Genomic DNA, 24,208 nt, shown 5'->3' with positions numbered 1-24,208 from the left:
AGCTCGTCACTCGGCGTCGAGCTGCGCGCCGACCTCGTCCGGGATGTCGAAGTTGGCGAAGACGTTCTGCACGTCGTCGCTGTCCTCGAGGGCGTCGATCAGCTTGAGGATCTTGCGGGCCCCGTCGATGTCCAGCTCGACCTGCATGCTGGGCACGAAGTTGGCCTCGGCCGAGTCGTAGTCCAGACCGGCGTCGACCAGCGCGGAGCGGACCGCGACCAGGTCGGAGGCCTCGGAGAGCACCTCCAGGGTGTCGCCGAGGTCGTTGACCTCCTCGACGTCCAGACCGGCCTCGAGCACGACCTCGAGCACCTTGTCCTCGTCCACGCCGTCGGCCTTGGGGACGATCACCTGGCCCTTGCGGGAGAACAGGTAGGAGACCGAGCCCGGGTCCGCCATCGAGCCGCCGTTGCGGGTCATCGCGACGCGCACGTCGGAGGCGGCGCGGTTGCGGTTGTCGGTGAGGCACTCGATCAGCACCGCGACGCCGTTCGGGCCGTAACCCTCGTACATGATCGTGGAGTAGTCGGCGCCGCCGGCCTCGAGACCGCCACCGCGCTTGACGGCGCGGTTGATGTTGTCGATCGGGACGGAGCTCTTCTTGGCCTTCTGGATGGCGTCGTAGAGCGTCGGGTTGCCGGACGGGTCGGGCCCGCCGGTCTTCGCCGCCACCTCGATGTTCTTGATCATCTTGGCGAAGAGCTTGCCGCGCTTGGCGTCGATCACGGCCTTCTTGTGCTTGGTGGTAGCCCACTTAGAGTGGCCGGACATCACCAGCTCCTTTACGTCGCCAACGGGAAATGAAACAGGGGAGATCTTACCGGTGTCGGGGCAGCGCTACCGGCACCGGTCAGGCCCGGGCGCGGACCGCTTCCTCGACCATCCGCACGAAGAGCGCGTGCACCCGGTGATCACCCGTCAGCTCCGGGTGGAAGGAGGTAGCCAGCAGGTTGCCCTGGCGCACCGCCACGATGCGGGACTCGGCACCGTCGGCGGCCGGCAGCTCGGCCAGCACCTCGACGCTCGCGCCGACCGACTCCACCCAGGGGGCGCGGATGAAGACGCCGTGCACCGGCTCGTCCTCGAAGCCCTGGAAGGCGATCTCCGACTCGAAGGACTCGTTCTGCCGACCGAACGCGTTGCGGCGCACCACCATGTCGATGCCGCCGACGGTCTGCTGGTCGTCCCGGCCGTCCAGGATCTTGTCGGCCAGCATGATCATGCCCGCGCAGGAGCCGTAGACCGGCATGCCCGCCGCCACCCGGGCCCGCAGCGGCTCCATCAGGTCGAAGGCCAGCGCCAGGTTGGACATGGTGGTGGACTCGCCACCGGGGATCACCAGGCCGTCGACCTCGGCCAGCTCCTCGGCCCGGCGGACCGGGCGGGCCAGCGCGTCAGCCTCGGCGAGCGCTATCTGGTGCTCGCGGACGTCGCCCTGCAGGGCCAGGACGCCGATGGTGGGGATGCTGGTGGACAAGGGTGACTACCTCTTCTACTCAGTAGGGCTGAGGGAAAGCAGGGCGGCCCGTCGCGCCGTGGGTGCGCGCGACGGGCCGACGGAGCGCGGGCTGGTTACCAGCCGCGGTTGGCGTAGCGCTCGGTCTCCGGCAGGGTGTCGCAGTTGATGCCGACCATGGCCTCACCCAGACCGCGGGAGACGTCCGCGATGATCTTCGGGTCGTCGAAGAAGGTGGTGGCCTTGACGACGGCGGCGGCGCGCTTGGCCGGGTCGCCGGACTTGAAGATGCCCGAGCCGACGAAGACGCCCTCGGCGCCCAGCTGCATCATCAGCGCGGCGTCGGCCGGGGTGGCCACGCCACCGGCGGAGAACAGCACGACCGGGAGCTTGCCCAGCTGCGCGACCTCCTTGACCAGCTCGTACGGGGCCTGCAGGTTCTTGGCCGCGACGTAGAGCTCGTTCTCGTCCAGGGTGGTGAGGCGGCGGATGTCGGCGTTGATCTGGCGCATGTGGCGAACGGCCTCGACCACGTTGCCGGTGCCGGCCTCGCCCTTGGAGCGGATCATGGCCGCGCCCTCGGCGATCCGGCGCAGCGCCTCACCGAGGTTGGTGGCACCGCAGACGAACGGGGTGGTGAAGGCCCACTTGTCGGAGTGGTTGACCTCGTCGGCCGGGGTGAGGACCTCGGACTCGTCGATGTAGTCGACGCCGAGCGCCTGCAGGACCTGGGCCTCGACGAAGTGGCCGATGCGGGACTTGGCCATGACCGGGATCGAGACGGCGTTGATGATGCCCTCGATCATGTCCGGGTCGGACATCCGGGCCACGCCGCCGTCCTTGCGGATGTCGGCGGGGACCCGCTCCAGCGCCATGACGGCGACGGCACCGGCATCCTCCGCGATCTTGGCCTGCTCGGCGTTGACCACGTCCATGATCACACCGCCCTTGAGCTGCTCGGCCATGCCGCGCTTGACCCGGGCGGTACCGATCTGCGGCTGGTCGGCGGAAGCGGGAGTGCTGGTGGACACGTAAGACCTCACTCGAAGACGAACCGGTGTGCTATCGCCCTATGGTAGGCGGTTCACTCGGCGTGTTGATGTGCCACCCAGTCCAGGCCGCACCTCTGCAACCTTACAAAGAGGCCGGTAGTGACCGACACTACGCGGGCGAACCTTGCGGCACCAGGGCCGCGGGGGCCTCGTCGTCCATCTCGAAGGCCATCGGGAACGGTGCCCGGCCGGCCAGCCGGAAGTAGCGGACGATCCGGTGCGTGCGCAGGGCACGGGCCGCCCGCACCGCGTCGTTGTGGAACCGCCTGGCCATCGGCACCCGGCGGATCGCCGAGGTCAGATCGCGCAGCACCTCCTCGCCGCCCGGCACCGCGCGCAGCTCCGCCACCTGGACCGGCTCGCCGAAGACCGCGCGCAGCGCCTGGCTGAGCTCGCTCTCCGCCACCTCGCGGTGCTCCTCATCGGCCTGCCGGGCCGCGTGCGAGGCCTCGTAGAGCAGGATCGAGGCGGCCGGGTCGAGCAGCGAGGAGGTGGCCAGCTCCTGCGCCACCGAGGCCCGGCGCAGCAGCTGGGCGTCCAGCGCCGCCCGGGCGGTGTCCAGCCGCGTGTGCAGGCGGTCCAGCCGCCCGGCCGTCCAGCTCAGATAGACGGCGAACAGCACCACGGCCACACCGGCCCAGATCCAGTCAGTCACGAGGGGCCACGCTACCCGGCCGCCCACACGCCGCTACGCCATCCGGGGCGGTTCGCCCGGATGGCGCCTGGCTGATGATCCGTCAATCTGATGATCTGTGAGAGGGGTCACAGAGAAGAAGAGAGGATCCGCATGAGCACCGCTCTGCTCCGCCGCGGCGCGATCAGTGGCGTGCGGAGTGCCGCCGTCGCCGCGCTCGCCTTCGCCACCGCGCTCGGCGGCGCCGTCGCCGCACACGCCGACGCACCCGGCCACAAGGGGTTCGTCGTCAACGTCAAACTCAGCACCTCCGGAGTCGTCGAGGCACCCGACGAGCATCCCGGCGGCACCGTCACCTTCCGGGTCGCCACCGACGATCCGAACGGCCGCCAGCTGCAGATCTTCCGCCCGCACGCCGGCGTCACCATCGACCAGGTCCTCAAGGACCTCGCCAACGCCGTCAGCCACGACGGGCCCACCGCCGCCGCCGGGATCACCGCGGTCACCAACGAGGCCGAGGCGCTCGGCGGCGCGCTGACCACGCCCAGCATTCCGATGATCGTCACCGAGGACATCAAGCCCGGCCCGATCTACCTGCTCGACTTCACGGCCTTCCTGGCCCACCCGACCACGCCGCCGCCGGTCAAGGAGATCGACCTCTGCGAGGACGCGGGCTTCCACATCCCGCACTTCCCGCACGAGATCGTCATCCAGAAGGACACCCCGGACGGCCCGCGGTTCCAGACCGAGAACGTCGACAGCGCAGGCGGCGCGTTCTTCGTCCACAACGCCGCCACCGAGCTGCACGAGATGGAGATCCAGCCGGTCGTCCCCGGCACCACCGACGACCAGATCCAGGCGTACTTCAACGCCATCGCCAGCGGCCAGAACCCGCCCGCGCCGTTCACCGGCCCGCCGGTCGGCATGGGCGCCATCTCCCCCGATCACGACGCGGTGGTGCACCCCGACAAGCTGCCGCCCGGCGACTACGTGCTGCTCTGCTTCGTCCCCGACGACAAGACCGGTGTGCCGCACGCCTTCCTCGGCATGCACAAGGTGGTCCACCTGGCCTGACCTGACTCGACGCAACGCCAGCGGCCCGGCCCGGGATTAGGCAATCCCGGGCCGGGCCGCTGCGTCCGGTTCACGTGAAGCGCGAACTGCGGTCGTCCTCGCGCACCTTCGGCGCGGCGCCCACGGTGCCGGCCATCCCGTCCGCCACCGTCTCGTAGACCGCCAGGATGTCCGCCCCCACGACCGACCAGTCGAACCGCGTCACATGCTCCGAGGCCGCCGTCCGCAGCTCGGCGAGCCGGACCGGATCGTCCAGCAGCCGCACCGCCGCCCGGGCCAGCGCCGCCGCGTCGCCCACCGGGAACAGCTCCCCGGCCCGCCCGCCGTCCAGCACCTGCGCGAACGCGTCCAGATCGCTGGCCAGCACCGCGGCCGCCGCCGACATCGCCTCCACCAGGATGATCCCGAAGCTCTCGCCGCCGGTGTTCGGCGCCACGTACAGGTCCACGCTGCGCAGCAGCCGGGCCTTCTCCTCGTCGCTCACCATGCCGAGGAACTCCACCCGGTCCCGCACCTCGGGTGCCAGCGAGGCGGCGGCCTCCGCCTCGTCGCCCTTGCCGGCCACCAGCAGCCGCACGTCCGGATGCGCCGCCAGGATCTCCGGCAGCGCCGACAGCAGCACCGGCAGGCCCTTGCGCGGCTCGTTGATCCGCCCGATGAACCCGATGGTCCGGCCGGACTGCCAGCGCGGCTCCGGCTGGGCCTCGGCGAAGAACTCGACGTCCACCCCGTTCGGGATCACCACCGCGTCACCGCCCAGGTGCTCGACCAAGGTGCGCCGGGCGTACTCGCTGACCGCGACCCGGGCGTTGATCTTCTCGAAGATCGGCTGCAGGATCGGCGAGGCCGCGATCATCACCCGGGAGCGCGGGTTGGAGGTGTGGAAGGTCGCCACCATCGGGCCGGTCGCCGCCCAGCCCGCCAGCATCGACAGGCTCGGCGAAGCCGGCTCGTGCACGTGCAGGATGTCGAACTCGCCGTCGCGCAGCCAGCGCCGCACCCGGGTCGCCGAGATGATCCCGAAGCTCAGCCGGGCCACCGACCCGTTGTACGGCACCGCCACCGCCCGGCCGGCCGACACCACGTAGGACGGCAACCGCGAGTCGTCCTCCGCCGGCGCCAGCACCGAGACCTTGTGCCCCAACTCGATCAGGTGCTCGGCCAGATCGCGGATGTGGAACTGCACCCCGCCGGGCACGTCCCAGTCGTACGGGCAGACGATCCCGATCCTCACGACGCGGCCTCCCCCGCCGCCTCGGGCGCCGCGGACGGCTTGGGCCGGCGCGGCAGGTCGGCCACCCAGAACTTCTGCAGCATGTGCCAGTCCTGCGGGTGCGCGGCGATCTCGGCGGCCCAGATGTCGGCCATCGCCTGCGTCATCTCGGCCTTCTGCGCCTGGCGGTCCGCGCCCTGCGGCACCTCGATCGGCGGGTGGATCCGGGCCCGCATCACCGGGCCCTCGTACCAGAGTGAGACCGGCAGCAGCGCCGCCCCGGTCCGCTGCGCCAGCGCCGCCGGGCCGGCGGGCATCCGGGCGGCCTCACCGAAGAAGCGCACCGGCAGGCCGGCCTCCGACAGGTCCCGGTCGCCGATCAGGCAGACCAGCTTGCCCGCCCGCAGCCGCTTCGCCAGCGTCGCGATCACCGACATGTCGCTGCCGGTCAGCGCCAGCACCTCCATGCCCAGGCCCTCGCGGTAGGCCATGAACCGGTGGAACAGCGACTCCGGCTTCAGCCGCTCCGCCACGGTGGTGAACTTGTAGCCGAGGTGCCGCACCACCCAGACGCCGGCCAGATCCCAGTTGGCCATGTGCGGCAGCGCCAGGACCGCCCCCCGGTTCGCCTCCATCGCAGTGACCAGGTGCTCGATGCCATCCACCCGCACGCTGTCGGCGATCTTGCGGTCGTTCCAGGCCGGCAGCCGGAACGCCTCCATCCAGTAGCGCAGGTAGGACCGCATGCCGGCCCGGGACAGCTCCCGCAGCTCCAGGAGCGAGGCCTGCGGCCGGACCCGGGCCAGGTTCGCCTCCAGCTGCCGCACCCCCTTGCCCTGCCGCCGCCAGGTGAAGTCCGCCAGCCCGTCGCCCAGCCGCTTCACCAGCGGCTCGGGCAGCACCTTCAGCACCGCCCAGCCCGCCGCGAACCCACCGTCGACCAACCGCTCCCGCAGCTGCGGGGCCCGCTCCGCCTTGGACACCTCGGCCACCCGTCAGCCCTCCCGACCAGCTGCGGCCGCCTCGAAGGCCTCCCGCCGCACCGTCAGCATCCGCTGCAGCACCGTCACCAGGCTGCCCGCCGCGACCAGCCAGAGCGCGATCGGCAGCAGCCACTCGATGTACGGCACCCCGAACTTGTGCAGGCCCGCGAAACCGGCCGCCACCAGGCTGATCACCAGCCGCTCGGCCCGCTCCACCAGCCCCGACACGTCACACGGCAACCCCAGGCTCTCGGCCCGTGCCTTGGTGTACGAGACCACCTGCCCGCTCGCCAGGCAGAACACCGCCACCGCGCACAGCAGGTTGTTGTTGCCCGAACCCGAGTACCAGAGCGCCAGGCCGCCGAAGATCGCCGCGTCCGCCACCCGGTCCAGCGTCGAGTCCAGGAACGCCCCCCACTTGTTGGAGGTGCCCGCCTGCCGGGCCATGTTCCCGTCCACCAGGTCCGAGAAGATGAACAGGGTGACGGTGACCGTGCCCCAGAAGAACTCCCCGCGCGGGAAGAACACCAGCGCGCCCGCCACCGACCCGGCCGTGCCGATCAGGGTCACCGCGTCCGGGCTCACCCCCCAGCGCAGCAGCAGCGCGGCGAACGGGGTCAGAACACGTGTGAAGAAGGCACGCGCGTATTTGTTGAGCATGGCCTTCCCGACCGCTCCGATCTCACTACCGAGTTCGAGCACCGGCGGCCGTCAGCGGCGCGCCGGGCGGCCGGGCGGATCAGCCCACCCGGCGTGACCCATGGTATCCAGCCCGACGACACCGCTGGGCCGCCCCGGTCATGATCGGCGGGGCGACCGCGCGTGCGCCTCAACCGCGGCGCGGCAGCGCACAGGCCGGGGTACCGCCCGGCATCCGGTGCCGGTTGGCCGCCACCCAGCGGTAGACCACCGCCGCCACCGGCCGCACCGGCGCCAACCGGAGCACCCCGCCCAGGTAGGCCCAGCCGCCCCCGGCGCGCAGCAGCAGCTTCGCCACCGCCTGCGCGCCGCCGTACACATCCCCCGCCGGAGTGATCCACAACACCTCGCGGACCGCCCGCTCCTCGGTCACCCCCAGCGCGGCCAGATCGGCGAACTGGAACGGCTCGGCCATCCACCCACCGGCCCGCGATCCGCGCAGCCACCGATCGGCGGCCCGCTCACAGGTGCTGCAGAACGCGCAGTCCCCGTCGAAGACCAACACCGGTTCCGAAAAGCTCATCTGACTGATCCCTTCCCACCTGGATCGAAGCCGGTCGCCCCGGGGAATGAATCCTGGCGGAAACCGTCACCGCCAGGTGACGGTACTTCAGACGATCATCGCCGCAAGGGCCCACGAGCACGGTAACCTGCCGCTGACACGGAGGGAGGGGAGGCTGCCATGGCAAAGCTCGACATGACTCCGGGGGCACAGATACCCCTTACGGACGGCGCCGGGCCGCAGAGCGCGGTCACCCAGGCGCTCTCGTCGGTTGCCTACCGCGACACCGAGCTGGACGAGTTCATCGAAAAGGTGGAGGGCGTCAGCAGGAAGACCGGCTGGCACGACCTCTTCCGGCCGAATCTCGGCGAGGCCTGGAGCAAGGCCATCATCACGCGCACCCTCGGTGCCAAGCGCAAGGCACTGGTGCCCGCGTTCGGCACCGAGCCCCGGATGGTGGTCGAACACTGCCTCGCCGCCGAGGAGTTGCGCGCCGCCCGGGACAAGCAGCTGATGCTGGTCACGCTGGTCTTCGGCCTGCTCTTCCTGCCCGGCACGGTGATCTGGCTGGCCTGCTACGAGCTGCGCCGGCGGACCCAGAACGGCAAGTGGGACAAGGTGTTCGGCCCGCTGATCTGGCTGATCCCGGCCGCACTCACCCTGTTCCTCGCCTGGAAGCCGCCGTTCAACGGGTTCTGGGGGCTCTACACCCGCATCGTCATGCTCGCCCCGATCGCCGGCTGGTTCATCGCCAAGCAGATCGTGATCAGGTCGGTCAAGGACCTGCGGGCCCGCTGGGCCGACGTGCTCGACGGCAACCTCAGTGCTGCCGTGCTACCCACCGCCGTCCCCAAGAGCGAGAACGACAAGAAGGCCACCGCGCTCAAGCAGGGCCTCACCCAGCTGATGATGGAGCAGGACACCAACGTCCTGCACTACGCCGGGGTCAAGGGCATACTCGGCCTCGGCCGCCGCTGGGGCTCCTGGGAGATGGTCGAGGACCTCAAGCCCGCCGAGGGCTTCGAGGAGTTCCGCACCTTCCACACCTGGGACCTGGTCAAGAAGATCACCGACCGGATCAACGGCACCATGGGGCGCAGCCATGTCGCCAACGGCGCCGTGCCGGGCGCCTCGGTGGAGCAGTGGGTGATCCAGTCCATCGGAGCGGGCGCCGACGAGATCAGCCGCCCAGGCGGCCCCGACATGGACGGCCCCCGGATGCGCGACCACGCCGTGGTCACCATCGCCAACCAGCAGGACTTCGGCAAGGCCGGGCTGCGCCACTACCTCGGCACCCAGTTCGTGCTCAACAACGGCCAGTTGGTGGTCAGCGTCACTGTCACCGTCACCGTGCTCGCCAACACCCTGCGCGTCTCGGTCGCCGGACACACCCTGGGTCCGCTCAAGGGCCCGTTCGGCGACAAGCCCAAGGCGAGGGAGAAGTCGGTGCCCAAGCCCGGCAAGTTCTGGGAGGAACGCACCGTCCAACTCCCGCTGGTGGACAACATCGAGGTGGTCCGCCAAGCGCTGCGGGCGCCGTTCCTGTGGGCCCCCGGGCTGCTCAACTGGCTCGGCGGCACCTTGAAGCTCCCGGAGCCGTTCGGCCTGCGCACCGCGTGGGTCGGCACGGCCTGGGACAACCGGTTCATGGCCGACGACTCGATGCGGATCGCCAGTCCCGTGGTCAGCGCGGTGCAGACCGCCACCATGGAGTTCCTGGCGGACCACGACATCAACGTCGACCGCTTCACCAACCGCGGCCTGATCGTCAAGGCCGAGATGCAGGGCGCCCGTCCGTTCAAGTCGGATGAGTACAACGCCTGGTGACGGTCCGCCAGGTGGGCAAGCCGAAGGGCCCGCTCCTCGGAGCTGGCCCTTCGGCTCGGCGTCTCAGGCCTGCTGCGGCCAGGCCTCGGCCAGCATCTTGCGGGTGTCGGCGAGCAGCTGCGGCAGCACCTTGGTGTGGCCGACCACCGGCATGAAGTTGGTGTCCCCGCCCCAGCGCGGCACCACGTGCTGGTGCAGGTGCGCGGCGATCCCGGCGCCGGCCGCCCCGCCCTGGTTCATGCCGATGTTGAACCCGTGGGCACCCGAGGCCGCCCGCAGCGCGGTCATCGCCTGCTTGGTGAGCGCCGCCAGCTCGACGGTCTCCTCGTCGGTCAGCTCGGTGTAGTCGGCCACGTGCCGGTACGGGACCACCATCAGGTGGCCGCCGTTGTACGGGTACAGGTTGAGCACCGCGAAGACGTGCTGGCCGCGGGTGATGATCAGCCCGTCCTCGTCGCTCAGCGAGGGGATCGTGCAGAACGGGCAGCCGTCGTCCGGGGCGGGCCCGGTCGGCTTGTTCTCGCCCTGGATGTACGCCATCCGATGGGGGGTCCACAAACGCCGGAAGCCGTCCGGCTCCCCGACTCCCTGCTGCAGTACCGGCTCACTCGTCATGCTGATCAGCATATTCGTCCGGAGCACCGGACAGACAGGCATGGGCCGGACTCCCGGAAAGGAAGCCCGGCCCCGCACCTCAGTACTCGACTCGGTACTGGACCGTTCAGACCTGGATCCGGCGCTGCACCGCGTCCACGATCTCCGCGACGGCCTCGGCCGTCGGCACGCCGTTCTTCTGCTCACCGTTGCGGTAGCGGAAGCTCACCGCGCCGGCCTCGACGTCGTCGTTGCCCGCGATCAGCATGAACGGGACCTTGGCCTTCTGGGCGTTCCTGATCTTCTTCTGCATCCGGTCGTCCGAGGCGTCCACCTCGACCCGGATGCCGTGCTTCTTCAGCTCCGCCGCGACCTCCTGGAGGTACGGCACGTGCTCGTCGGTGATCGGGATGCCGACCACGGTGACCGGGGCCAGCCACGGCGGCATCGCACCCGCGTAGTGCTCCAGCAGCACGGCGAAGAACCGCTCGATCGAGCCGAACAGCGCGCGGTGGATCATCACCGGACGCTGGCGGTTGCCGTCCGCGCCCTGGAACTCCAGGTCGAAGCGCTGCGGCAGCTGGAAGTCGACCTGGATGGTGGACATCTGCCAGGTGCGGCCGATCGCGTCCCGCGCCTGCACCGAGATCTTCGGGCCGTAGAACGCGGCACCGGCCTCGTCCAGCACGAGCTCGAGGTTCTGCTTCTCGGCCGCCTTGCGCAGCGTCTCGGTGGCCTCTTCCCACTCCTCGTCGCTGCCGATGAACTTCTCCGGGTCCTTGGTGGAGAGCTCCAGGTAGAAGTCGGTCAGGCCGTAGTCGCGCAGCAGGTCCAGCACGAAGGTGAGCAGCGAGTCCAGCTCGCCGGCCATCTGCTCCTTGGTGCAGTAGATGTGCGCGTCGTCCTGGGTGAAGCCGCGGGCACGGGTCAGGCCGTGCACCACACCCGACTTCTCGTACCGGTAGACCGTGCCGAACTCGAAGAGCCGCAGCGGCAGTTCGCGGTACGACCGACCGCGCGAGCGGAAGATCAGGTTGTGCATCGGGCAGTTCATCGGCTTGAGGTAGTAGTCGTTCTCGCCGTCGAGCTGCATGGGCGGGTACATGCCGTCGGCGTACCAGTCCAGGTGACCGGAGAGCTCGAACAGGGTGCCCTTGGTCGCGTGCGGGGTGTAGACGAACTCGTAGCCCGCCTCCTCGTGCCGCTTGCGCGAGTAGTCCTCCATGGCCCGGCGCATCACGCCGCCCTTGGGGTGGAAGACGGCCAGACCGGAGCCGATCTCCTCGGGGATGGAGAAGAGGTCGAGCTCGGTGCCCAGCTTGCGGTGGTCGCGCTTGGCGGCCTCCTCCAGGAACTCCAGGTGGGCCTTCAGCTCGTCCTTGGTCGGCCAGGCGGTGCCGTAGATGCGCTGCAGCATCGGGTTCTTCTCGCTGCCGCGCCAATAGGCGCCCGCCGAGCGCATGATCTTGAACGCCGGGATCATCCGGGTGCTGGGCAGGTGCGGGCCGCGGCAGAGGTCGCCCCAGCAGGTGTCGCCGGTCTTGGCGTCCAGGTTGTCGTAGATGGTCAGCTCGCCGCTGCCCACCTCGACGTCGGCACCCTCGCCGGCGGTGGCCGCGGAGCCCTTGAGGCCGATCAGCTCCAGCTTGTACGGCTCCTTGGCCAGCTCCTCGCGGGCCGCCTCGTCGGTGACGACGCGGCGGGAGAACTTCTGGCCCTTCTTGATGATCTCCTGCATCCGCTTCTCGATGGCCTTCAGGTCATCGGGGTGGAACGGCTTCTCGACGTCGAAGTCGTAGTAGAAGCCGTCCTTGATCGGCGGACCGATGCCGAGCTTGGCCTCCGGGAAGATCTCCTGCACGGCCTGGGCCATCACATGGGCGGTCGAGTGGCGCAGGATGTTCAGGCCGTCCGGGCTGGCGATCTCGACCGGCTCGACCTCGTCGCCGTCCTGGAGCTGGTAGCTGAGGTCCTTGAGGGCCCCGGCCACCCGGGCGGCGATCACGCTGCGGTTGTCGGCGAACAGCTCGGCGGCGGTAGTGCCCGTGGTCACCACGCGCTCTTCCCGATCGGGTTCGCGGTTGATGATTACCCGGACGTCCGTCACCGGTCTCTCCTGACGTGCTGGATCTGATGGCCGCAGCTGCTGCTGCTTGCCCCCGATGGTACCGATCCGACCGGTCCCACCGTGCACCCTGCCCCACGGTCCCCCGCCGGGCTGCCCGACGCGGGCCGGGCACCGGGGTCGACTTCCCGAACAGGCTGGTCAACGCGGGATTGAGCCGGTACTGCCCCGGGGTATCACCTGCTGGGAACCCGCACCGCGAACCGACGGACCGTCAGCGGTGCACGCGGGAGCATCCGGGGCTACTCCCAGGGGATGTGAGGGGTGGTCATCATGCAGAACTCAGAGTGGTACGAAGGTCCGCTCGCCTCCTTCGACACCGAGACCACCGGCGTGGACGTGGAGCGGGACCGGATCGTCTCCGCCGCCCTGCTGCTGCAGTCCGCGCCCGGCGCCCCGGTCGAGCGGCTGACCTGGCTGGCCGATCCGGGAGTCCCGATCCCCGACGGCGCCCGGGCGGTGCACGGCATCACCGACGATCAGGTGCGGGCGCACGGGCGCCCGCCGCAGCAGGTGATAGCGGAGATAGCGGGCGCGCTGGCCGCCCAGGCCCGGGCCGGTGTGCCGCTGGTGGTGATGAACGCGCCCTACGATCTGACGCTGCTCGACCGGGAGTTGCGGCGCCACCAGCAGAGCACGCTGGCCGCGCGACTGGCCGGCGCCGAGCTGCTGGTGGTCGACCCGCGGGTGCTGGACAAGCACGTCGACCGCTACCGCCGGGGCCGCCGCACCCTCACCGACCTGTGCGCGCACTACGGGGTGGTGCTGGAGGGCGCGCATGACGCGGGCGCGGACGCCTGGGCCGCCCTGCAACTGGTCCGGGCGCTGGGCGAGCGGCACCGCACCGCGCTCGGCCGGTTCTCCCCCGCCGAGCTGCACCTGCGGCAGACCGTCTGGCACGCGGCGCAGGCCCGCGGGCTGCAGGACTGGTTCGACCGGTCCGGCGCCCATGAGCAGGTGGACCGCTCCTGGCCGCTGCGCCCGGCCGCCTGAGTCCGGCCGCCTGAGTCCGGCCGGCTGACCGGCCGTCATCAAACACATCGGGCCCAACTGCTTTGGCAGTTGGGCCCGATGTTGTCCGGTGGGCGATACTGGGATCGAACCAGTGACCCCTTCGGTGTGAACGAAGTGCTCTCCCGCTGAGCTAATCGCCCGGGCAACGAGAAGAACAATAGCACCTTCCCCGAGGCCTCCCGCAAACCGGTTGATCTTGGGCGGCCCGACGCCCCGACAGCATCCTTGTCGGCGCGGCCCGGTGACGGCTACTCAGTTCGAACCGGAGCCGGTGATGCGGACGGCACCTCTCAAAAGTGCCCTTGTGCGGAACCGGAAAAAGCGTAGGACCCTGGTCGAAATACCAGGGTCCTACGCCTTGCTGTGCAATCCGGTGGGCGATACTGGGATCGAACCAGTGACCCCTTCGGTGTGAACGAAGTGCTCTCCCGCTGAGCTAATCGCCCGGGTGCAGAGAAAACATTACCGCATCCCGAGGGGTGCTCCGAACCAGCTCTCCGCTCCTCCTCCCGGGCGACCCGCCACCAGCCCGACCTGCACAGCTCACCGCCCGGCCATGATCGTCGATCACTGCCCCGGAGCGTCCGGCAACACGATGCGTCACCCCCGATATCGGCCCGGTCCGCCGTTCCGGAGGCATTGCCCGGCCGTTCCCGGCTTTGTCCGGCCGTTCCGGGGCTTTGGACAATGCGCCGGACGAGTTACGGGCGGGCCCCGAATCGGGACAGACGGGTTTACATCGCCGCCGGAGGTGGGATGGTCCGTTCGCCGACGTGCGATTCCCCGAGCGCACACTGAGCGAAAGGCCATGGCGCTTATGAACACCACGGTCAGCTGCGAGCTGCACCTGCGCCTCATCGTGTCGAGCGAGTCCTCACTGCCCGTCCCCGCGGGCCTGCGCTACGACACCGCCGACCCCTATGCCGTGCACGCCACCTTCCACACCGGTGCCGACGAGACCGTGGAGTGGGTGTTCGCCCGCGACCTCCTCGCGGAGGGGCTGCACCGACCCACCGGGACCGGAGACGTCCGGGTGTGGCCGTCCCGTAGCCACGGGCAAGGGGTCGTCTGCATCGCGCTGAGCTCTCCCGAGGGAGAAGCCCTGCTGGAAGCACCCGCCCGGGCGCTTGAATCGTTCCTCAAGCGCACCGACGCCGCCGTGCCGCCCGGCACCGAACATCGCCACTTCGATCTGGACCGGGAGCTGTCGCACATCCTCGCTGAGAGCTGACGCCCGAGGGCATCCCTGGGCCCGCTCGATACCAGTCGATGGCCGTCCTACTCGGGGGCACGGCCATCGACTCGACCGCGCACACCGACGCAGCCCGTGCGTGCACCACACCCGCACGTACCGACCGCGGTGTGCGCTGAGCCAATCGCTCCACCGGCCTCACCAGGCAACCGGCGCCCGGTGCCACGCCCCGCCCGCCCACTGTGGCGCAGCGGTGGCGGCGGCTCCGGGCGCCTTCCGGCGTCTGCGGGGCGCAGCCCGGTATTGTTCCGCGGTGATGACCGCCCCCCAGTCTTCGGCCGGGCGGTACCCCCAGTGGGCGGGTCCGACCGCCCCCCGGTGCACGCGAGGAGTTCCCACGTGCTGATCACCCATGACACCGAGTGCGCCCTCGGCATCCTCGTCGAGTTGCTGAACACCGCACCGGAGGTGGCCGGCGAGGAGCAGTTGCCGGATGTGGCCGCCGTCGACGCGTTCGTGGTGCGCTGCGACATCGGTGAGCTGGACGCGGTGGGGCCGGACGACGTGACGGCCGTGCAGCGGCTGCGCGGGCAGCTGCGGGAGGTCTTCACCGCGCCGTCCACCGAGGCCGCCGCCGAGCTGGTGAACAGCCTGGTCGCGGCCGTGAACGCGACGCCGCGCCTGACCAATCACGACGGCCACGGCTGGCACATGCACTACTTCGCCCCGCACGCGGCGCTGGCCGACCACCTGGCGGCCGAGCTGGGCATGGCGCTGGGGCTGATCCTGATGGCCGGCGAGCGGGAGCGGCTGCGGCGCTGCGAGGCGCCGGACTGCGCGCGGGTCTTCGTGGACCTGTCGCGCAACCGCTCGCGCCGGTACTGCGACAGCCGGACCTGCGGCAACCGGATGCACGTGGCCGCCTACCGGGCACGGCAGCGGTCGGCGGCCGATGCGGAGGACCAGGGCGTGCCGGTGGGGGCGTGACCGGGCGGGCGCTCGGCGGGCTCGGGGTGCGGGACTAGATTCCGCGCTTGCGCAGGATCTCCTCGATGTCGGAGAAGTCGCCCAGTTCCTCGGTCGCGCTCTTGCCGGGGCGGGCCGAGCCGACGGACGGGCGCGGGGCGCCGGCGCCCGCGGCCGGCGACGCGGGCTTGGCGGCGCCCTTGCGGCGACCGCTGCCGCTGTCGTCGCCCTTGTCGCGGTCGGGCTTGCGGCCGACGCCGGTGGCCGCCAGCAGCAGCGCGGCCAGGCCCAGCAGGCCGATGCCCATCCAGACGCCCAGGTCGAGCACCAGCTTGGTGGCCCAGTTGCCGAGGGCTCGGCCGATCGCGCTACCGACCGGGATGAGATCGGTCAGGTAGAGGCCTGCGGGCACCAGGGCGGCGGCCGCCCAGCGGACCGCGGTGCGCCACCGGCGGTGCCAGCCGTGCAGGCCGGCGATCACCAGGCCGACCGCGGTGAGCAGGAAGCAGAGGGTGCCGCTCAGCATGGCCGGTCCTGGCCGGTGCCGTGAATGGTGCTGGACATGGCTCCTCCGAAGCTGGTGTCGGTGCGGGCTATCCCTTAGTGGAACACTGGGCGCATGATCGAAGGTTCCCTCCCCCCGGTGGAGTTCTGGTGCGAGCTCCAGTGCCCGGACTGCCGCACCGCGCTCGACGATGTCCGTGCCCTGCGGGACCGCTTCGGTGACGCGCTGACCATCACGCTGCGGCACTTTCCCCTGGAGAAGCACAAGCATGCCTACCCGGCGGCCGAGGCGGCCGAGGAGGCGTTCGCCCAGGGCAAGGGCTGGGAGTACGTCGAGGCGGTGCTGGCGCGGGTGGCGGAGCTGGACCGGCGCGGACCTGAGCTGCTGGTGGAGGTGGCCGCCGAGCTCGGTCTGGACGCCGAGGAGGTCGACCTCGCGTTGATCGACGGCCGCCACATGCTCGTGGTGGACGCGGACCAGGCCGAGGGCAAGGCGATCGGCGTGACGGGTACGCCGACGTATGTGGTGGCCGGCAAGCGTCTGGACGGCGGCAAGAGCCAGGACGGGCTGCTGGAGGAGATCGTCGCGCTGCTGGAGGGGTGAGCAGCGGGGCTGCGCGCCTTCAATAAGCGTTGAGCGGCGTTGAGCGTTGAGCAAGCGCTTAGTCAGTAGCTGCCTCTGGCGACCGACTAAGCGCTTGCTCAATCCCAGCCCTGACTCACAGTGACTTGGCGAAGTCCCGCTTGGTCAGCCGGAATCCCAGCGACGCGTACAGCCGCCTCGCCACCTCATTGGCGACGTACACATTGAGGCCGAGCTCCCGAACCCCGGCGGCCAGGCACTGCCGTTCCGCGGCGAGCATCAGCTCGCGCCCGTAACCGTGACCCCGGCGGTTCGGGGCGACTTCGAGGTTCATCACCCAGCCGCGCGGGCGGCCGTCCGGCTGCCGCCGGTCGCCCAGGGCGACCCAGATGCTGCCGACCGGCTCCCCGTGGGCGAGCAGCCGGCTCAGGACCATGCCCGGGGTGCGGTGGCCCCCGGGGAGCAGCCTGGCGTCGTCGACGGCGACCCGTTCGGCGGCCTGACGATCCGTCATGCCGACCCGCACCAACTGGGTGCGGTAGTCCTCGTTGATCCCGTCCAGCCAGTCGCGGAACTCCCCCTCACCAATCGGACGGAGCGTCAAACCCGGTCTGCTGGGCGGGAGTTCACCCAAGGCTTTGCCAAGCTTGTGACTGGTCTCGGTGTAGCCGAGCGCCACGGCCAGGGCCTGGCCGCCTGCCGACTCGACGGGCACCGAGATCTCGACCCGGGTGCAGCCCCAGCCGCGCAGCACCTCCTCGGCGGCGAGCGCGGCGACGGTCCCCCGCCCGCGCCGCAGTCCCTCGGTGATCTCCAGCGCCTCGATCCGGCCGACCCGGAAGCTGTCGTAGCGGCTGTCGGCGGTCACCACCGAGCCGACCGGCCGTCCGTTGACGCAGACTTGCCAGCGCCGGGTGCGCCCGCCGTCGGGCAGGCCGGCTTCCGGTCCATCGGGACGCAGCGTGGTGGTCACGTCCTCCCCCTTCCCCGCCGCTTGCGGCGGCTAACGATGGCGGCCGACCGGTGCCGTGCGGCAGCGAACCGGCGCGGTGCGGCTAGCGCGGGTCCGGGTCCTCGGCGGCGCGGGCGGTGAAGGTCGCCATGGCGCGCGCGGTGATCGGGCCTGGGGCGTCGCCGAGTTGGCGTCCGTCGACCCGGGTGACGGCCTGCACGTCGCGCAGCGAGGAGGTCAGGAAGACCTCCTCCGCGCGGTCGAGCACGTCGAAGGGCAGCTCGGTCTCCGCCGCGCCGCACCAGTCGACGACCAGGGCGCGGGTGATGCCGGCCAGGCAGCCGGAGGCGAGCGGCGGTGTGAGCAGCTTGCCGTCCAGGACCACGAAGACGTTGGAGCCGGTGCCCTCGCAGAGTCGGCCCGCGGTGTTGGCGAAGAGCGCCTCGGAGGCGCCGGCACGGTGGGCGGCGGCGAGCGCGATGACGTTCTCGGCGTACGAGGTGGTCTTGAGGCCGGCCACCGCGCTGTGCTCGTTGCGGGTCCAGGGGACGGTGGCGACCGCGGTGGTGTCGGGCCGCGCGGCGACCGCGCTCTGTGCGATGACCAGGGTGGGCGGGGCGTCGCCGCGGTCGGAGCCGAGCGGGCCCAGGCCGCCGGTGTAGGTGATCCGCAGGCGGCCGAGCGGCAGCGGGTGGGCGGCGGTGAGCGCCTCGCAGCCCTTGCGCACCGCAGCGAGGTCGGGCGCGGGCAGGCCGAGGCCCGTCGCCGACCGGACCAGCCGTTCGAGGTGGCGGGTGAGGGCGAAGGTCTGGCCGCGCACGGTCTTCACGGTCTCGAATACGCCGTCGCCGACGGTCAGCCCGTGGTCGAGGACGGAGATCTCGGCGCGGCTCTCGTCGACCAGCTCGCCATTGAGCCAGATCATGGATCACTCCTCACGCAAGAGTGGGGTGGAGCGGCCCCGCCGGGGCCTACTCCACGTGCTGCCCAGACGCTATCGCGACCAACCGGGCGGCCTTGAGCTCCGTCTCGTCCCATTCGCGTTCGGGGTCGGAGCCCCAGGTGATGCCGGCACCGGTGCCGAAGCGCAGCGACGGGCCCGCCGGATCGGCCCGGTCCATCCAGAACGTGCGGATGCCGACCGCGAGTTCGGCCCGCTGCCGGTCGGCGTCGACCCAGCCGACGGCACCGCAGTAGGGGCCGCGCGGGGCAGTCTCCAGGGCGTCGATGATGCGCAGCGCACTGGACTTGGGGGCACCGGTGACCGAGCCGGGCGGGAAGCTGGCGGCGAGCAGTTCGGGCCAGCCGGCGCCGTCGCGCAGGGTGCCCTCCACGGTGGAGACCAGGTGCACCAGCCCGGGGTGCTTCTCGACCACGCAGAGGTCGGGCACCGTGATGCTGCCAGTGGCGCAGGCCCGGCCGAGGTCGTTGCGGACCAGGTCCACGATCATCACGTTCTCGGCGTGGTCCTTTTCGAGCAGGTCGTGCTCGGTGCGGCCGGTGCCCTTGATCGGGCCTGAGGAGACGGTCCGGCCGGTGCGCTGCAAGTAGAGCTCCGGGGAGGCGGTGGCGATCTCGATGCCGTGCTCGGGGAGGCGAATCGTTCCGGCATAGGGGGCCGGGTTGCCGAGGGCGAGCAGGGCGGTGAGGGCGTCGATGTCGCTGTGCGCCGGGTCGGGGTCGGGCAGCGGCGCGCTGAGCACCCGGCACAGGTTGGCCTGGTAGACCTCGCCGGCCGCGATGTGTTCGCGGATCCGGCGGACTCCGGCGGTGTAGGCGGCGCGGTCCAGCGAGCTGTGCCAGCTGTCCGGGTGCGGGCCCTGCCAGCGCGGGCCGGCGGGCGCGGGCACCGGGTCGGGGCGCACCTCGGCGAAGCGGGCGCAGGTCAGGCGGCCCTCGAAGTCATGGGAGACGGCCCACCAGCCCTCGGTGTCCAGGGCCGCGGGGTCGTGGCTGACCTCGAGGAGTCCGGTGGCGAGCCGACCGCCGAAGCGGGCCATCGGCTGGTCGGGACCGATCGGGAGACTGGCGTGGGACACGGTGCTCCTGCGGGCGGGTGGGGGGTGGGGGTGATTCGAAGTCTAGGGCGGTGACCAGGCCTGGAACGGTGAGGTGGGCGGCACGCTGCGGGAACGGAATTTGAGCTGGCCGAGGTTTCCGCTAAAGTTCAACACGTCGCCGGGAAACGGAGCCGCAGAAAAGCGGCGAAGGTCCTGGAAGACAGGCGGACGTGGCTCAGTTGGTAGAGCATCACCTTGCCAAGGTGAGGGTCGCGAGTTCGAATCTCGTCGTCCGCTCGACGGAGGAACAGCAAGATCGTTCTTCCTGATATGGTTCAGCTGCGGTTCGGCTGAACCGCGTTGCCTGGTGGAGTGGCCGAGAGGCGAGGCAACGGCCTGCAAAGCCGTGTACACGGGTTCAAATCCCGTCTCCACCTCCAACAGTCCTCGGTTCGCCGAGTGACTGCCCGCGCGATTAGCTCAGCGGGAGAGCACTACCTTGACACGGTAGGGGTCACTGGTTCAATCCCAGTATCGCGCACCGACGCCGGCCCGGGGTTGGGCTGGACAGTTGAACAGGCGCGATTAGCTCAGCGGGAGAGCACTACCTTGACACGGTAGGGGTCACTGGTTCAATCCCAGTATCGCGCACGGTCATCCACCTGCGATGACGTGCAGCACAGTTGGACAGGCGCGATTAGCTCAGCGGGAGAGCACTACCTTGACACGGTAGGGGTCACTGGTTCAATCCCAGTATCGCGCACGGTCACTCGACTCAGGGTGACGTGCACAACGTCCCAACTGGCGCGATTAGCTCAGCGGGAGAGCACTACCTTGACACGGTAGGGGTCACTGGTTCAATCCCAGTATCGCGCACCAACCAGAGGCCGGATCCGCACTGCGGGTCCGGCCTTCGGCGTTGCACGGGGGACTCCGGGTCTGCCGACGGTGCCGTGGTCGGGCGCCCTCACCGACGTCCGACCACGGCACTCGTGGCCGCCGGAGCCCGGCACCCTGCCGCCCGGCCGGGGAGTGTCCCCATGCGGCGCCTGCCTCCGGCCGGCACCCGCTCCCTGTCCCCTGGGAGCCGGTGCCCTCCTCACAGCGGCCGCCGTCCGGCCGGTCGCTGTCCCTGGGGTCAACGGTAGGGCCGGGCACGCTCGGTGGCGTCATGCCTCGGTCTCGTCCTGAAGGCATCCGCGAGGATGACGATCACACCTGGGGACTACGTCTCAGGACGGACGGCCCGCCGCGGTGCCCCTGAGGGACAACCCTGATGCGGGGAGTCGGACAATCCCATAGGCGGCTCGGTGTTGCGTATCAGCACACCGCAGCCGACGTTCCGTAAGCTGTGCCCTGCAGGAACTGACGATGCCCCAACACCCGGGGCCCTTCTCACGGGTTGCCCACCTGACGGGCCGACGGGACAGACATGGGCATGATGCGGCTGAGGCGTGAGGACCCCCGCATCGTCGGCCCGTACCGCCTGCACCGGCGACTCGGCGCCGGCGGGATGGGTGTCGTGTACCTGGGATCGGACCGCAAGGGCCAGCGGGTGGCACTGAAGCTGATCCGGGCCGAGCTCGCCGAGGACGCCGAGTTCCGCACCCGGTTCGCCCGCGAGGTCGCGGCCGCCTCCCGGATCCGGGCCGGCGCCACCGCGCGGGTGGTCGGCTCGGACATCGAGGCGGACCGCCCGTGGCTGGCCACCGCCTATGTGCCCGGCCCGTCGCTCTACAAGCGGGTGGGCGACGAGGGCCCGCTGGCCTGGCCGGAGGTGGCCCGGATCGGTGCCGCACTGGCCGACGGCCTGGTCAAGGTGCACGAGGCCGGGGTGGTGCACCGGGATCTGAAGCCGTCCAACATCCTGCTCTCCCCCAAGGGTCCGCGGATCATCGACTTCGGCATCGCCTGGTCGCGCGGCGCCAGCACGCTCACCCACGTCGGCACCGCGGTCGGCTCCCCCGGGTTCCTGGCGCCCGAGCAGGTGCGCGGCGCCGCGGTCACCCCGGCCACCGACGTGTTCGCCTTCGGGGCGACGCTGGCCTACGCGCTCACCGGTGACACGCCGTTCGGCTCGGGCGCCTCGTCGGAAGTGATGCTCTACCGGGTGGTGCACGAGGAGCCGGACCTGTCCGAGGTCCCGCCCGTGCTGGCCCCCCTGCTGCGCGCCTGCCTGGCCAAGGAGCCGCTGGACCGCCCCGGCGCGGCGCATCTGCACGAGCGGCTGAGCGAGCTGGCGGCCCGTGCGGGGGGCGGCGGCCGGGCCCGCGGCGCCTCGCCGGTGCCGACGCCCGCACCGCGCCCCCGCGAGCAGGGCCTGACGCCCGCCGAGGCGGCGGCGCGGGAGGCCGCGCGGGCGGAGCGGGTGGCCCGGGAGTCGGAGGAAGCCCGTGCGCTGGGCCGGCCGCGGTTCGCGCGCTCGCAGCCGGGGCCCGGCCCGGGCCCGTCGGCCGCGCAGGGCCGCCCGGCGCCGGGTCCGCGGCCGCAGCGCCCGGCCGGTGCCGAGGTGACCGCGCGGCTGGCCCGGCCGCGTCCCGAGGGCGCCGCCCGGCCGGCCCCGGCGCGGGATCGCCAGCACACCCCGCCGCCCGGTCGCGGACCGGCGGCGCGGCGGCGGCTGCTGCGGCAGCGCCTGGTCGTCTTCATCACGGTGACCATCGGGGTGGCGCTGGCGATCGCCGCCGCACAGGGCTGCCAGAACCGGCATGCGCGAGGGCTGCCGCCGCCGGTGGTGAGCACGGCCCGGACCGCGTCGTCCGGCGCGTCGGCCGGTTCAGCTCCGGCGGGTGGCGCGGCCCCGGCCATCGGGCTGTCGGCGGACGGCGCGCAGCCGTCGGCGCCGGGTGCGGCGCCGCTCGCGCGGACCGGCGGCGGCACCGGGAGCCCGAGCAGCCCGCTGCCGGGCGGTTTCGGACCGGCCGGCGGACCGGTGCCGGTGGCGGACTGGCCGAACCGCAGCTACCCGGACCCGGCAGGCGGCCCCGCGATCCAATTGCAGAGCGGGCAGTCGACGGGCCAGCCGGCGGTCGGCCTGACGGCCGTGATGCCGGCCCGCTACCGGGGGGCGCCCGCCGAGGCAGTGGTGCTGCGGCGGACCGAGGGCTCGGTGCCGGTCGACCTAGTGGAGCTGTTCACCTTCAACGGCGACACGCCGACGCTGGCCACGGCCCGCACCTCGACCGCCGACCCGTCCTCGACGGCCACCTGGCGGCTGGAGGAGGGCGCGCTGGTGCGGGAGGAGCGGGTGCCCCAGACCGGCGCCACGGCCACCACGCGGTATGCGGTGCGCGGCGACGGCTCGCTGGAGGAGTCCTGGCCCGGCGCCGGGATCTCAGGCGGCACCGGGCTGGGCTCGCCCAGCTCCGCGCCCTAGACCGACACCGCCGCCGGCTAGTCAGACCGGCCGCACCTCTTGAGGTGTCGGCGCTCGGGGTTGTGCGCCGGGCGGACGCACCCACCAGGCCCGCCGGGGTCCCCGTCGAGCTGCGCGGTGGGGAGCCGGCGGCGCGGGGGCGGCGGTCCGGGTTCGGGGCGCTCGCGCTGGTGGGCGTGGTGGTGGTGGCGTACGGGCCGCTGCTGCCCGCGCTGCGCGCCGGGGTCGCCGAGGGGAGGGTGGCGGCCTATGACGTGGTCACCGATCCCAGCCGGTTGGCGCGGCTGCCGCCGGTGGTGCTGCGCGACTGCCGGCCCGACATCTTCTGACTGTCAGTCATGGGTGGCACACTCTGCGGCATGGAACGGATCCCGCCCGACCCAGCAGCCAACCCCGACCGGCACCGCGCCGAAAGCCAGCGGCAGTTGCGCGAGTTCGCCGAGAGCCCGCCCTATCCGGTGCACGGACTGCGGCGCCCGGTCGTGGTGCCCGCGATCCTGGGCGCCTGGGAGGCCTTCAACGGCCGGACGACCATGGTGTCCCTGTCGTACGGCTGGTGCAGCGATGCCGCGGAGCCTCCCCCGGCCTTCGGCTGGGAGGTGCCCCCATATGTCCGGGTCGACACCGGCCCGCCGGGCAGCGCCGGCGAGCCAGCCGATCTGCTGGGCGTGCTGCTGGAGTGGTCGGGTGGGCCGGCCGAAGCCGAGCCGGTCCACGGGCGAATAGCGCAGGGCGAGTTGTGCGTGCTGGGCGACGTCTGGGCGCTGCGGCTGGCGGTCGACGGGCAGGCGGTCACGGTGCTCGGTCGGGGCGTCGACCCGGCGGACGTGGAGCTGGGGCCGGTGGGCGACCTGCTCCCGTACGTGGTCGAGCGCGACCGGTTGCTGGCGCAGCTCTGCTCGGCGCGGTCGGCGCTGCCGGAGCCGGAGTTGGCGCCGGCCCACGGGATCGCGGCAGTGCGGGTCTTCCTGGAGTCCTTCGTGCCGGGCGGCCCGGATGCCGCCGGGTCCTACGGCGCGCTGGGTCGGCGGGCGGTGGCCGAGTTGGAGGGGGTGCTGCGCTGCGGCCCGGTCCGGGCCAAGTACCTGGTCTACTCGATGGTCAACCAGATCACCGAACTGCGGCAGTCGGTGCCCTGGTTCAGTGCGCCGGACGGGCCGCGGGCGGCGGCCGTGGAGGAGTTGCTGCGTCATCTGGTGCTGGGTCAGCCAGTGGCCAGCGAGCCGGCTCAACTGCTCTGGGAGCAGTACTGGTCGGCCCAGCAGCGGGCCGCCGACGCGGACTTCGACTGGCTGTACGGGCTCTGGGTCGAAGCCTGGACGGATTGGTCCCAGGAGCGCGAACGGGCCGACTGACGGCTGAATATGAGTGTCCGTCACTTTCTGTTGGCGCGATGTTCGCCCGGAGCACTGTTCCGGCGATTGTACTGGCGCGTAACATCCGGGCAGCCCGATCAGCGGAA

General features: G+C 71.3%; 22 protein-coding genes, 8 tRNA genes and 1 pseudogene. 15 read left to right on the top strand and 16 right to left on the bottom strand.

The annotated features are described in order from the left end of the window. Positions 1-6 precede the first annotated feature (6 nt). The 4 genes from P3T35_RS08905 to P3T35_RS08890 all read right to left on the bottom strand — a co-directional run bounded on the left by P3T35_RS08905 (position 7) and on the right by P3T35_RS08890 (position 3,163). Positions 7-771, bottom strand: a complete 765-nt coding sequence (locus P3T35_RS08905; RefSeq protein ID WP_101383766.1) for a YebC/PmpR family DNA-binding transcriptional regulator — start codon at positions 769-771, stop codon at positions 7-9. Positions 772-850: 79 nt separating this feature from the next. Further along, complete coding sequence (gene pdxT / locus P3T35_RS08900) at positions 851-1,477, bottom strand: pyridoxal 5'-phosphate synthase glutaminase subunit PdxT (protein ID WP_101383765.1); 627 nt, start codon at positions 1,475-1,477, stop codon at positions 851-853. A 95-nt stretch (positions 1,478-1,572) separates the two neighbouring features. After that, complete coding sequence (pdxS, locus tag P3T35_RS08895) at positions 1,573-2,487, bottom strand: pyridoxal 5'-phosphate synthase lyase subunit PdxS (RefSeq protein ID WP_101383764.1); 915 nt, start codon at positions 2,485-2,487, stop codon at positions 1,573-1,575. A gap of 130 nt (positions 2,488-2,617) precedes the next feature. Further along, positions 2,618-3,163 carry a hypothetical protein gene (locus P3T35_RS08890; RefSeq protein WP_101385479.1) on the bottom strand — a complete coding sequence of 182 codons (546 nt, stop codon included), beginning with the start codon at positions 3,161-3,163 and terminating at the stop codon, positions 2,618-2,620. A 132-nt stretch (positions 3,164-3,295) separates the two neighbouring features. Between P3T35_RS08890 and P3T35_RS08885 the strand changes: the two genes are divergently transcribed. Further along, entirely contained in the window at positions 3,296-4,216 is a 921-nt protein-coding gene (locus P3T35_RS08885) for a hypothetical protein (RefSeq protein WP_101383763.1), read from the top strand. A gap of 70 nt (positions 4,217-4,286) precedes the next feature. Here the strand turns inward: P3T35_RS08885 and P3T35_RS08880 are convergent, their stop codons facing one another. The 4 genes from P3T35_RS08880 to P3T35_RS08865 form a co-directional block, all read right to left on the bottom strand. Next, positions 4,287-5,450, bottom strand: coding sequence for a glycosyltransferase family 4 protein (locus P3T35_RS08880; RefSeq protein WP_101383762.1), 1,164 nt, complete (start codon positions 5,448-5,450; stop codon positions 4,287-4,289). Then, positions 5,447-6,385: a phosphatidylinositol mannoside acyltransferase gene (locus tag P3T35_RS08875; RefSeq protein ID WP_101385478.1), complete on the bottom strand. Its 939-nt coding sequence runs from the start codon at positions 6,383-6,385 to the stop codon at positions 5,447-5,449. Before P3T35_RS08875 ends, P3T35_RS08880 begins: the two co-directional genes overlap by 4 nt. A 39-nt stretch (positions 6,386-6,424) precedes the next feature. Beyond that, entirely contained in the window at positions 6,425-7,072 is a 648-nt protein-coding gene (gene pgsA / locus P3T35_RS08870) for a phosphatidylinositol phosphate synthase (RefSeq protein WP_101385477.1), read from the bottom strand. A 169-nt stretch (positions 7,073-7,241) separates the two neighbouring features. Next, positions 7,242-7,634: a DUF393 domain-containing protein gene (locus P3T35_RS08865; RefSeq protein ID WP_101383761.1), complete on the bottom strand. Its 393-nt coding sequence runs from the start codon at positions 7,632-7,634 to the stop codon at positions 7,242-7,244. Between the two features lie 159 nt (positions 7,635-7,793). Here P3T35_RS08865 and P3T35_RS08860 point away from each other — a divergent pair, with 159 nt between their 5' ends. After that, positions 7,794-9,440, top strand: a complete 1,647-nt coding sequence (locus tag P3T35_RS08860) for a hypothetical protein (protein WP_101383760.1) — start codon at positions 7,794-7,796, stop codon at positions 9,438-9,440. Between the two features lie 63 nt (positions 9,441-9,503). Here P3T35_RS08860 and P3T35_RS08855 read toward each other — a convergent pair whose 3' ends face one another. Both P3T35_RS08855 and thrS read right to left on the bottom strand, forming a co-directional pair. Next, positions 9,504-10,067 (bottom strand): HIT domain-containing protein, encoded by a 564-nt coding sequence (locus tag P3T35_RS08855; RefSeq protein WP_101383759.1) that lies wholly within the window; start codon positions 10,065-10,067, stop codon positions 9,504-9,506. A 94-nt stretch (positions 10,068-10,161) separates the two neighbouring features. After that, on the bottom strand, positions 10,162-12,141 hold the full coding sequence (gene thrS / locus P3T35_RS08850) for a threonine--tRNA ligase (protein ID WP_101383758.1): 1,980 nt from the start codon (positions 12,139-12,141) through the stop codon (positions 10,162-10,164). A 291-nt stretch (positions 12,142-12,432) separates the two neighbouring features. Here thrS and P3T35_RS08845 point away from each other — a divergent pair, with 291 nt between their 5' ends. Continuing rightward, complete coding sequence (locus P3T35_RS08845) at positions 12,433-13,152, top strand: 3'-5' exonuclease (RefSeq protein WP_101385476.1); 720 nt, start codon at positions 12,433-12,435, stop codon at positions 13,150-13,152. An 89-nt stretch (positions 13,153-13,241) separates the two neighbouring features. Here P3T35_RS08845 and P3T35_RS08840 read toward each other — a convergent pair. After that, positions 13,242-13,313 (bottom strand) — tRNA-Val (locus tag P3T35_RS08840). Positions 13,314-13,547: 234 nt separating this feature from the next. Next, positions 13,548-13,619, bottom strand: a tRNA-Val gene (locus P3T35_RS08835). A 371-nt stretch (positions 13,620-13,990) separates the two neighbouring features. Between P3T35_RS08835 and P3T35_RS08830 the strand changes: the two genes are divergently transcribed. Both P3T35_RS08830 and P3T35_RS08825 read left to right on the top strand, forming a co-directional pair. Next, positions 13,991-14,404: an SsgA family sporulation/cell division regulator gene (locus P3T35_RS08830; RefSeq protein ID WP_030056266.1), complete on the top strand. Its 414-nt coding sequence runs from the start codon at positions 13,991-13,993 to the stop codon at positions 14,402-14,404. Positions 14,405-14,764: 360 nt separating this feature from the next. After that, positions 14,765-15,352, top strand: coding sequence for a CGNR zinc finger domain-containing protein (locus tag P3T35_RS08825; RefSeq protein ID WP_101383757.1), 588 nt, complete (start codon positions 14,765-14,767; stop codon positions 15,350-15,352). Between the two features lie 34 nt (positions 15,353-15,386). Here P3T35_RS08825 and P3T35_RS08820 read toward each other — a convergent pair whose 3' ends face one another. After that, complete coding sequence (locus P3T35_RS08820; protein ID WP_101383756.1) at positions 15,387-15,857, bottom strand: hypothetical protein; 471 nt, start codon at positions 15,855-15,857, stop codon at positions 15,387-15,389. A gap of 93 nt (positions 15,858-15,950) precedes the next feature. Between P3T35_RS08820 and P3T35_RS08815 the strand changes: the two genes are divergently transcribed. After that, on the top strand, positions 15,951-16,439 hold the full coding sequence (locus P3T35_RS08815; protein WP_101383755.1) for a DsbA family protein: 489 nt from the start codon (positions 15,951-15,953) through the stop codon (positions 16,437-16,439). A gap of 115 nt (positions 16,440-16,554) precedes the next feature. On the opposite strand, the gene P3T35_RS08810 is transcribed toward P3T35_RS08815, so the two are convergent. From P3T35_RS08810 to P3T35_RS08800, 3 genes are all read right to left on the bottom strand, one after another. After that, entirely contained in the window at positions 16,555-17,391 is an 837-nt protein-coding gene (locus P3T35_RS08810) for a GNAT family N-acetyltransferase (protein WP_101383754.1), read from the bottom strand. A gap of 82 nt (positions 17,392-17,473) precedes the next feature. After that, positions 17,474-18,295: an aminodeoxychorismate lyase gene (locus tag P3T35_RS08805; protein ID WP_101383753.1), complete on the bottom strand. Its 822-nt coding sequence runs from the start codon at positions 18,293-18,295 to the stop codon at positions 17,474-17,476. A gap of 46 nt (positions 18,296-18,341) precedes the next feature. Next, positions 18,342-19,370 (bottom strand): chorismate-binding protein, encoded by a 1,029-nt coding sequence (locus tag P3T35_RS08800; protein ID WP_101385475.1) that lies wholly within the window; start codon positions 19,368-19,370, stop codon positions 18,342-18,344. A 224-nt stretch (positions 19,371-19,594) separates the two neighbouring features. On the opposite strand from P3T35_RS08800, the gene P3T35_RS08795 reads away from it, so the two are divergent. The 9 genes and pseudogenes from P3T35_RS08795 (at position 19,595) to P3T35_RS08755 (ending at position 24,101) form a co-directional block, all read left to right on the top strand. Next, a tRNA-Gly gene (locus P3T35_RS08795) sits at positions 19,595-19,667 on the top strand. Between the two features lie 69 nt (positions 19,668-19,736). Beyond that, positions 19,737-19,810, top strand: a tRNA-Cys gene (locus P3T35_RS08790). A 29-nt stretch (positions 19,811-19,839) separates the two neighbouring features. Further along, positions 19,840-19,911: transfer RNA gene (locus tag P3T35_RS08785), tRNA-Val, on the top strand. 38 nt (positions 19,912-19,949) lie between these two features. After that, positions 19,950-20,021, top strand: a tRNA-Val gene (locus P3T35_RS08780). 40 nt (positions 20,022-20,061) lie between these two features. Then, positions 20,062-20,133 (top strand) — tRNA-Val (locus tag P3T35_RS08775). A gap of 41 nt (positions 20,134-20,174) precedes the next feature. Continuing rightward, a tRNA-Val gene (locus P3T35_RS08770) sits at positions 20,175-20,249 on the top strand. A 553-nt stretch (positions 20,250-20,802) separates the two neighbouring features. Further along, positions 20,803-22,092: pseudogene (locus P3T35_RS08765) on the top strand (protein kinase); the annotation flags it as partial. Positions 22,093-22,790: 698 nt separating this feature from the next. Then, positions 22,791-23,075, top strand: a complete 285-nt coding sequence (locus tag P3T35_RS08760; RefSeq protein WP_143676993.1) for a hypothetical protein — start codon at positions 22,791-22,793, stop codon at positions 23,073-23,075. A gap of 30 nt (positions 23,076-23,105) precedes the next feature. After that, positions 23,106-24,101 (top strand): hypothetical protein, encoded by a 996-nt coding sequence (locus P3T35_RS08755; protein ID WP_143676992.1) that lies wholly within the window; start codon positions 23,106-23,108, stop codon positions 24,099-24,101. Positions 24,102-24,208: the final 107 nt, after the last annotated feature.

Source organism: Kitasatospora sp. GP30, assembly GCF_029892145.1.
Classification (GTDB): domain Bacteria; phylum Actinomycetota; class Actinomycetes; order Streptomycetales; family Streptomycetaceae; genus Kitasatospora; species Kitasatospora acidiphila.
Note: the sequence above shows the minus strand (reverse complement) of the source record. Positions and strands in the feature narration are given on the sequence as shown.